At 60.2% G+C, this 6,654-nt stretch carries 5 protein-coding genes; 2 read left to right on the plus strand and 3 right to left on the minus strand.

The window, feature by feature from the left end; all coding sequences use genetic code 11:
* Positions 1 to 267 precede the first annotated feature (267 nt).
* The 3 genes from EOC93_RS31990 to EOC93_RS32000 all read right to left on the minus strand — a co-directional run bounded on the left by EOC93_RS31990 (position 268) and on the right by EOC93_RS32000 (position 3,751).
* On the minus strand, positions 268 to 2,328 hold the full coding sequence (locus tag EOC93_RS31990) for a mechanosensitive ion channel family protein (protein ID WP_127206608.1): 2,061 nt from the start codon (positions 2,326 to 2,328) through the stop codon (positions 268 to 270).
* A gap of 287 nt (positions 2,329 to 2,615) precedes the next feature.
* Positions 2,616 to 2,900: a hypothetical protein gene (locus tag EOC93_RS31995; protein WP_245461597.1), complete on the minus strand. Its 285-nt coding sequence runs from the start codon at positions 2,898 to 2,900 to the stop codon at positions 2,616 to 2,618.
* A gap of 44 nt (positions 2,901 to 2,944) precedes the next feature.
* Positions 2,945 to 3,751: a DUF2092 domain-containing protein gene (locus EOC93_RS32000; protein WP_127206610.1), complete on the minus strand. Its 807-nt coding sequence runs from the start codon at positions 3,749 to 3,751 to the stop codon at positions 2,945 to 2,947.
* A gap of 671 nt (positions 3,752 to 4,422) precedes the next feature.
* On the opposite strand from EOC93_RS32000, the gene EOC93_RS32005 reads away from it, so the two are divergent.
* Both EOC93_RS32005 and EOC93_RS32010 read left to right on the plus strand, forming a co-directional pair.
* Positions 4,423 to 5,430: an HAD family hydrolase gene (locus EOC93_RS32005; protein WP_126106614.1), complete on the plus strand. Its 1,008-nt coding sequence runs from the start codon at positions 4,423 to 4,425 to the stop codon at positions 5,428 to 5,430.
* 208 nt (positions 5,431 to 5,638) lie between these two features.
* The coding region (locus EOC93_RS32010) for a DUF3300 domain-containing protein (protein WP_127206611.1) at positions 5,639 to 6,654 on the plus strand (1,016 nt) is incomplete at its 3' end.

Consider the following 6,654-nt stretch of genomic DNA (forward strand, 5'->3'; position numbering starts at 1 on the left):
ATATGACGGCTATGAGTGACCTTGGCCGATCGGCTCACGTCAGGGAACGTAACTAACTGTAACCTACGGGCTAGTATTGGCCCAGCGCACGCGGACCATTCAGTCCGCGACGCCATCGATAAATGGCGGTTGGCACGCATACGAACGCCGCCTAACATCTTGCCGTCCGACCATGTTCGTCAGAACGTCCGCAACGACGGCATGATGTCCGGTTTGCCCCGAGTTCGGATGACGTGGACAGGACCGCGCAGCTCTATGGCGTGTACCTCACGCCTCCAAGGGGGCCTTGCTCTTTTTCAGGGTTTGGTTTGCCTGATGAGCAGCGGCCGCAGTCTCCCCGCCACTCTCGACGTGAACGGTGGGAACCGCGATCTTGATACCGTTTTCCGCGAATGCCGCCTTGATCATCATGAAGGCGCGCCGCTTGATGCCGAATTGGGTCCCCGGCTTCGTCGTCAACTTTATCCTCAGAACAATCGCGTAGTCCCCGAAATTGTCGATGCCTTGCATCTTGAGCGGCTCGATCGTGTCGGCCGCAAATTCAGGATCGGCTGCCAGTTCCTGGCCTATCTTCTTGATGAGCTTGCGCGCCAGGTCCACGTCGGAATCATAGGTCACGCCGATCGTGATCTTGTCGATCACCCAGTCCCTGCTCATGTTCTGGACCGCCCCGAGCTCACCGAACGGGACGGTATAGATGGGGCCGCGATGATGACGCAGACGCACCGAACGCAGGCTGAAGGATTCGACCGTGCCTTTGTAGCTGCCGCTCTGGATGTATTCACCGACCCGGAAGGCGTCGTCCATCATGTAGAACACGCCGCTCAGCACGTCCTTGACCAGGGTCTGCGAGCCGAAGCCGATGGCGATGCCGAAGATGCCGGCGCCGGCAATCAGCGGGAGTATCTGCACGCCGAGCCCAGCGAGGATCGTTAGCACGGTGACCGCGGCTATGAACACGGCAAGGGCGTTGCGGAATATCGGCAACAGCGTGCGCAGCCGGCCGTTGCGGGCCAGATGGTCGGCGCTGCTCCCACCCGCCGGCGCGAGGTTCATGTGATATTCGATCAAGGCCTTCGACAGTTGCCAGAGCAGGTCGGCGATCAGCAAAATGATGATGCCGTGGAGCAGCCCGGTTATCAGGAAGCCGCCGGTTTCGCTGCCGGCGAGGCTCGCGGCCCTGATCCGCCAGATATGGGCGAGCCATGCGACCGCCGCGGCAATGACCGCCGCCCTGGCGCCCCTGACAATGAGCACGTTGAGTACGACGCCCATCGCGCCGCTGCGCTTCGACCTGCCGGCGAAGGCCCGTGCCGCGGCGCCGACCCCGCGCAAGGCTGTCGGCAGCACCAGGGCGAAAACCCCAAGCCACAGGACGCCGAGCAGGCCGGCGACCCAAGCCCCCCAGAGCACGATCAGGAACAAGGTGAGAAACGATTGCTTGACCAGAGAGCCTCGCCCGTCGGGCCGTTGCCAGACGACGTCGATCGCGGTCGCCAGAATGCCAAGCCCGAACAGGAAGGCGGCGAGCTCTGCAACCTCTCGAGAGAAGCCCAGGCCAGGCATGAGGCTGGCGATCGCCCAGCCGAACAATAGGAACCCGGCCACGAGGCTGACTCGCCAACGCCAGAAACGGGTCGAAGCCTCGCCTTCGAAAAGCGGAGTCGGCCTGTCCGAGGGGTCGCTCGTCGCACCGCCGAACGCAAACAGCAATCGGGCTGCCGCGCGAACGATACGGAACGCGATGAACGCAAGAAGCAGGGTCAGAATGATCCTGCGGAGTAAGGGTGGCCATCCGAATGCCAAGAACGAACCGGCGCTGGCGAGCGCAAAAGTCAGCAGGGCGACAGTCTCGAAGAGGATCGCTTGTCCGGCGTCTTCCTGAGCAACCGCGCTCCTCGTCCTGGCGAGCGCTCGTCGGACCGCCCACTCGGCTCCGAATCCGACCGCGATCAAGACCGCCAGGATGCCCATAACCAGCCCTGGCCTGCCGGAGCTCACGTCACGCGAGACAATTTCGGCGGCGCGCGACAGTTCTTCGGGCAGGCGCGGGATCGCGGCGCCGAGCGCACCGATACGGGCACGAATACCCGCCTCCAGGCTCAAGATGTCCTCGGAAATCGACAGGCCGGGCTCGTCCGTGGCCGCTGGAATCTTTCCCTCGAGCCATGCCTTTAGTTCCGGATCGGACAAAAGCTCGAGGAACTGCTTTGCCTTTTCGGGCGGAAGGTCGGGGGAAGGCTGTTGAGCTAGCGAAGTTCCCTGCAAGAGCGCTAGCAAGAGCACGACGACAACTGGCAAGAACCCGAGCCGTAGCTTGTTCTTCATGAGCGCCTCGAGTTTTGAATGCCGCAGCTGCACATATTGGCTCCTCGCCCTTTTATGGGCAACTGCAAGCTAAGGGCGCAGTCAAAATCCATCGGACTCTTTGTGCCGCTAAAAAACGGACCACGAGTCCCAGAAGCGGTGTCCACCGTTGGATTGTCGCTGACAATAGTCGCCCCATTTTGCTGCCCAACGCCAATTATGGTGTTCGCCGCTTACGGTCACAAGCAGAGATTATCGGTTGGCATCACAGCCCTTGCGAACGGTCGTCTCGCTTTGGGCGGCTACGATCAATTCACATAGATGACGACGTAACGGCCGCCATAGGGCTGGTAGTATGTCCCGCCGCACTGCCAAACCGTAGCTCCGTTGATGCTGGTCTGAGAGCAGGCGGGGGGGAGCGCCGCCACATATATCGTCGAGCGGCGGACGACCCGGCGCGTTGTGCGCCGCGCAACGCCGGCGACGCTGCCGGGCGTAAGCGGCCTGCCGACGCGCGCTTCCGCGCTGGAAACGATCGAACCTGCCGGAATGAAGTAACCGCCCATCAGGCTATCGGTTATAAGAAACGCCATCATAACAGCGGCGAGGAAGAGATGATTACGGATGCACCGCGCGTTCATTTGCTGCCCTCCAGTACAAGTTCGCCAACTTCGTCGGAGTCTATCCGCTCCAGCTTTTTCGCGTTGGCCGGAGGCTTGAACGAAAACAGCTTGGCGTCGACCTCGCCGGCTTTCCAGTTGCTGAACCGCAACGAATATTGCGGCGCGCCCGTCACCCATTTGGTGGTGACCACATATTTGACAGGCAGTTTCTGGTCGCCTTTGCTGATCCAGATCTGCCAGTCCACGGCGTCATTGCGAAACGCCAGTTGATCGCATTCGACGCCGCCGACAAAAGCGTCGCCGACCAGTCTCCCCGACGTAACGCCTTCGGTCAAAACGGCATAAGGATCGGTGACTAGAAAATCGGCGCCCGCAACGTCGAGCCCGGTAGACACCCTGAATTCCTCGACCGCCTCATCAATCGACGCGCCAGGACTGTCCAACTGCGCATAGACGTTCATGCCCTTGCCGTGGACAGAGATTAACTTGCCGTCAAAGGTGAGTTCCACGTCGGCAAAAGGGCCTTTGCGGGTCATGTGGAAGCCGTCGCCGCGGGACGCCTGGACGGAGCCGGAAGCGCTGTACTGCAACTTCTGGCCGGCCAGGTCGACGATCTCATGATCGGTGTCATAGTCGACCGTGAACGCCTGTAAGCTTTTGAGATGGTTTGTCATGGCCACAAGAATACCGTCAGCATCGGCGTCGATGACGTTCTGACCCCACGACGGCGAAACGGAAAGTGCCAGCCCGATTGAGATTGCCGCTATTCCGATAGATCGCGGCCGCGATCTAAGGTGCGACTTCAAGATTGCTTGGTTCATGTTTCATCTCCAATCCAGTGCTCGGCGATTCTTATTCGGGAGCGTGATCCGGGTTCGCTTCAGCCCAACAGCGTAGGGCCGCCATCAAACTGATCGGTTGGCTACATCATCGACGCCGAAAGTTTGAGGCGATCGGATTCGACAGTTCTTGGCCAGTTCTCTACTGCTTATCAATTTTCGGATCGCAAATTCGGCATGCGGAAGGCGTCGCCGAATATGCCTGCTCCCTGCCAGGAGGTTTGCCGTTTGCTGCCATAGTGCCATCACCTATGAGCTAGAATGCGCATAGTCTTTTTGATGGTGCCAGTATCCCTATGTAAGTTACGTAGGCGGACTGTTGCTGGCGAAGCCGTATCCGCCTATGGCCGAGGATTGACACGCTTGTGGCAGGCGGTCCCCAACAACCCGCAATGCCTTCCCGACCCAACCAAGCTATTGCGCGATATCGCCACCGGGGCTGGACCTACCCTGCGGCTCATTGTCGTGTCGAGCTAGACCGTATCCTTGACAGCCCCGCTTTCGATGCAACCGAGCGGATTCTGCCCGTAGGTTACCGTTAATTACCTTCCGCCCCGGGCGGCAATAGGCAAATCTCACGAAAGACGATTTGCCGAAGGCATGTTTGATGATGGCGCTCCCGAGGGGCGCTGACCTGGAGGAGACATCAAACTATGACCAATCTTGCCTACGCCGCGCAGCGCTACCTGTTGTCCATCCTCCTATTACTGGGGGTCGCAGCCTCTGCCACCGCGCAGAACGCCGATCAGCTTCCGTCTTGGAATGACGGAAAGGCCAAGCAGTCCATCGTCGCCTTCGTCGAACGCGTGACTGCGGAAGGCGCGGCAGACTTCGTGCCCGAAGCAGAGCGCGTCGCCGTCTTCGACAATGACGGCACGCTGTGGGGCGAGCAACCGCTGTACTTCCAGCTCCTGTTCGCACTCGATCGGGTCAAGGCAATGGCGCCGCAGCATCCGGAATGGAAGGACAAGGAGCCCTTTGCCTCGTTGCTGAAGGGGGACATCAAGACTGCGCTTGCCGGTGGCGAGCCGGCTATCGTGGACATCGTCATGACCACGCATTCCGGCATGACCACCGACGAATTCGACCAGATCGTCCGCGACTGGGTTGCCAGCGCCAAGCACCCGAAGACCGGCCGGCTTTATACGGAAATGGTCTACCAGCCGATGCTGGAGCTGTTGGCCTATCTTCGCGCCAACGGTTTCAAGACTTTCATCGTCTCCGGCGGCGGCATCGATTTCATGCGCCCATGGACGGAGAAGGTCTATGGCATACCGCCCGAGCAGGTCGTCGGCAGCAGCGGCAAGACCAAGTTCGAGATGCGCGACGGAACGCCGGTGCTCATGCGACTGCCGGAAATCAACTTCATCGATGACAAGGCCGGCAAGCCCGTCGGGATCCACCACCACATCGGTCGGCGGCCGATCGCCGCCTTCGGCAATTCCGACGGCGATCTGCAGATGCTGCAATGGACCTGTTCCGGTCCCGGACCGCACTTCTGTCTCTATGTGCACCACACCGACGCAGATCGCGAATGGGCCTACGACAGGGATTCTTCCATCGGTCGCCTGGACAAGGGTCTCGACGAAGCCGGAATCATGAGCTGGACAATTGTTGATATGAAAGCCGACTGGAACAAGGTGTTCGCGTCCGAGCCTTGATCCTTATCGCGGCCTGAAGCGATGCATTCGAAGAGGAAGCGACACGAAGCCATGACAAGCCTTGCCGAATGGCCAACACGTGGCAGGGCGAAATCCCGTGGCGGAATGTCTGCGAGGAACCGCCGCGTTGCACGCAGAACGTGACAAATATTGCCAAAGGCCCGGCGCAAAGCCTGCCCGGACAAAGACAGACAGGGAGGATCGAAGCATGACGGGCAATGACTTGTTGAAGGTCGGTGCGGCGGCGCTGACGCTGCTGCTTGCCGGGTTTGGTTCGGCGCACCCTGTCCTTGCCCAAGAACAGGTCGCGGCGGCTTCGGGCGATGCGACGACTTCGCCGGAGCCGCTGAGCGCCGACGAGATGGAGGTGCTGGTCGCGCGGATTGCGCTCTACCCGGACGAGCTGATCGCCGTGATCACCGCGGCTGCGCTCTATCCGCTGCAGATCATCGAGGCGGCGCGCTTCCTCGACCGTTACGAGAAGGACAAGAGCCTGAAACCCAAGGAGAGCTGGGACGGTTCCGTGGTGTCGCTGCTCAACTATCCCGACATTGTGAAGATGATGAGCGACGACCTCGAATGGACGCAGACGCTCGGCGATGCCATCGCCTACCAGCAGAAGGACGTGCTGGTTGCCATCCAGCAGCTGCGCGACGAGGCGGTCGCCAAAGGCGTCATCAAGACCGACGACAAGATCCAGGTGGTCAAGGCGAACGACAACATCGTCATCAAGTCGGCGAGCCCCGAAGTGATCTACGTCCCGCAATATCCGCCGCAGATGTTTTATGAGCCGGATTACGTGTGGGAACCGATCCGCTATTATCCCGATCCTTACCCATACTATGTGTACCCGGGGGCGACATTCTTCGCCGGGGCGGTGACCGGCGCCATCTGGGCCGCCGCCGTCGACTGGGATGATTGGGGCGTGTGGGGTGGCCGCTGGAACGGCAACGACATCAACATCGATTGCAACAACTGCTTCAACAACCGCGACTTCAACGGCAATATCAACATCAACGACGTCGACTGGAAGAATGTCGATCGCAGCAAGATCAAGATCGAACGCGATCAGTTGAACAAGTTCGACCAGAACAACATCAAGAACAGGATCGAGAAGAATGGCGACAACGCCATCCGCGACCGCGCCCGCGACATCAAGAAGAACGACAGCCTCGCGAACAGGGCGCCGGGCAAGACGGCGGGAACGAGAGACATCCGCAAGAG

It is taken from the genome of Mesorhizobium sp. M6A.T.Ce.TU.002.03.1.1 (assembly GCF_003997275.1).
GTDB lineage: Bacteria > Pseudomonadota > Alphaproteobacteria > Rhizobiales > Rhizobiaceae > Mesorhizobium > Mesorhizobium mediterraneum.

Bases quoted from the DNA above. Each gene is read 5' to 3' on its own strand.
- EOC93_RS31990 (WP_127206608.1), bottom strand. From the start codon at position 2,328: ATGAAGAACAAGCTACGGCTCGGGTTCTTGCCAGTTGTCGTCGTGCTC.
- EOC93_RS31995 (WP_245461597.1), bottom strand. From the start codon at position 2,900: ATGGCGTTTCTTATAACCGATAGCCTGATGGGCGGTTACTTCATTCCG.
- EOC93_RS32000 (WP_127206610.1), bottom strand. From the start codon at position 3,751: ATGAACCAAGCAATCTTGAAGTCGCACCTTAGATCGCGGCCGCGATCT.
- EOC93_RS32005 (WP_126106614.1), top strand. From the start codon at position 4,423: ATGACCAATCTTGCCTACGCCGCGCAGCGCTACCTGTTGTCCATCCTC.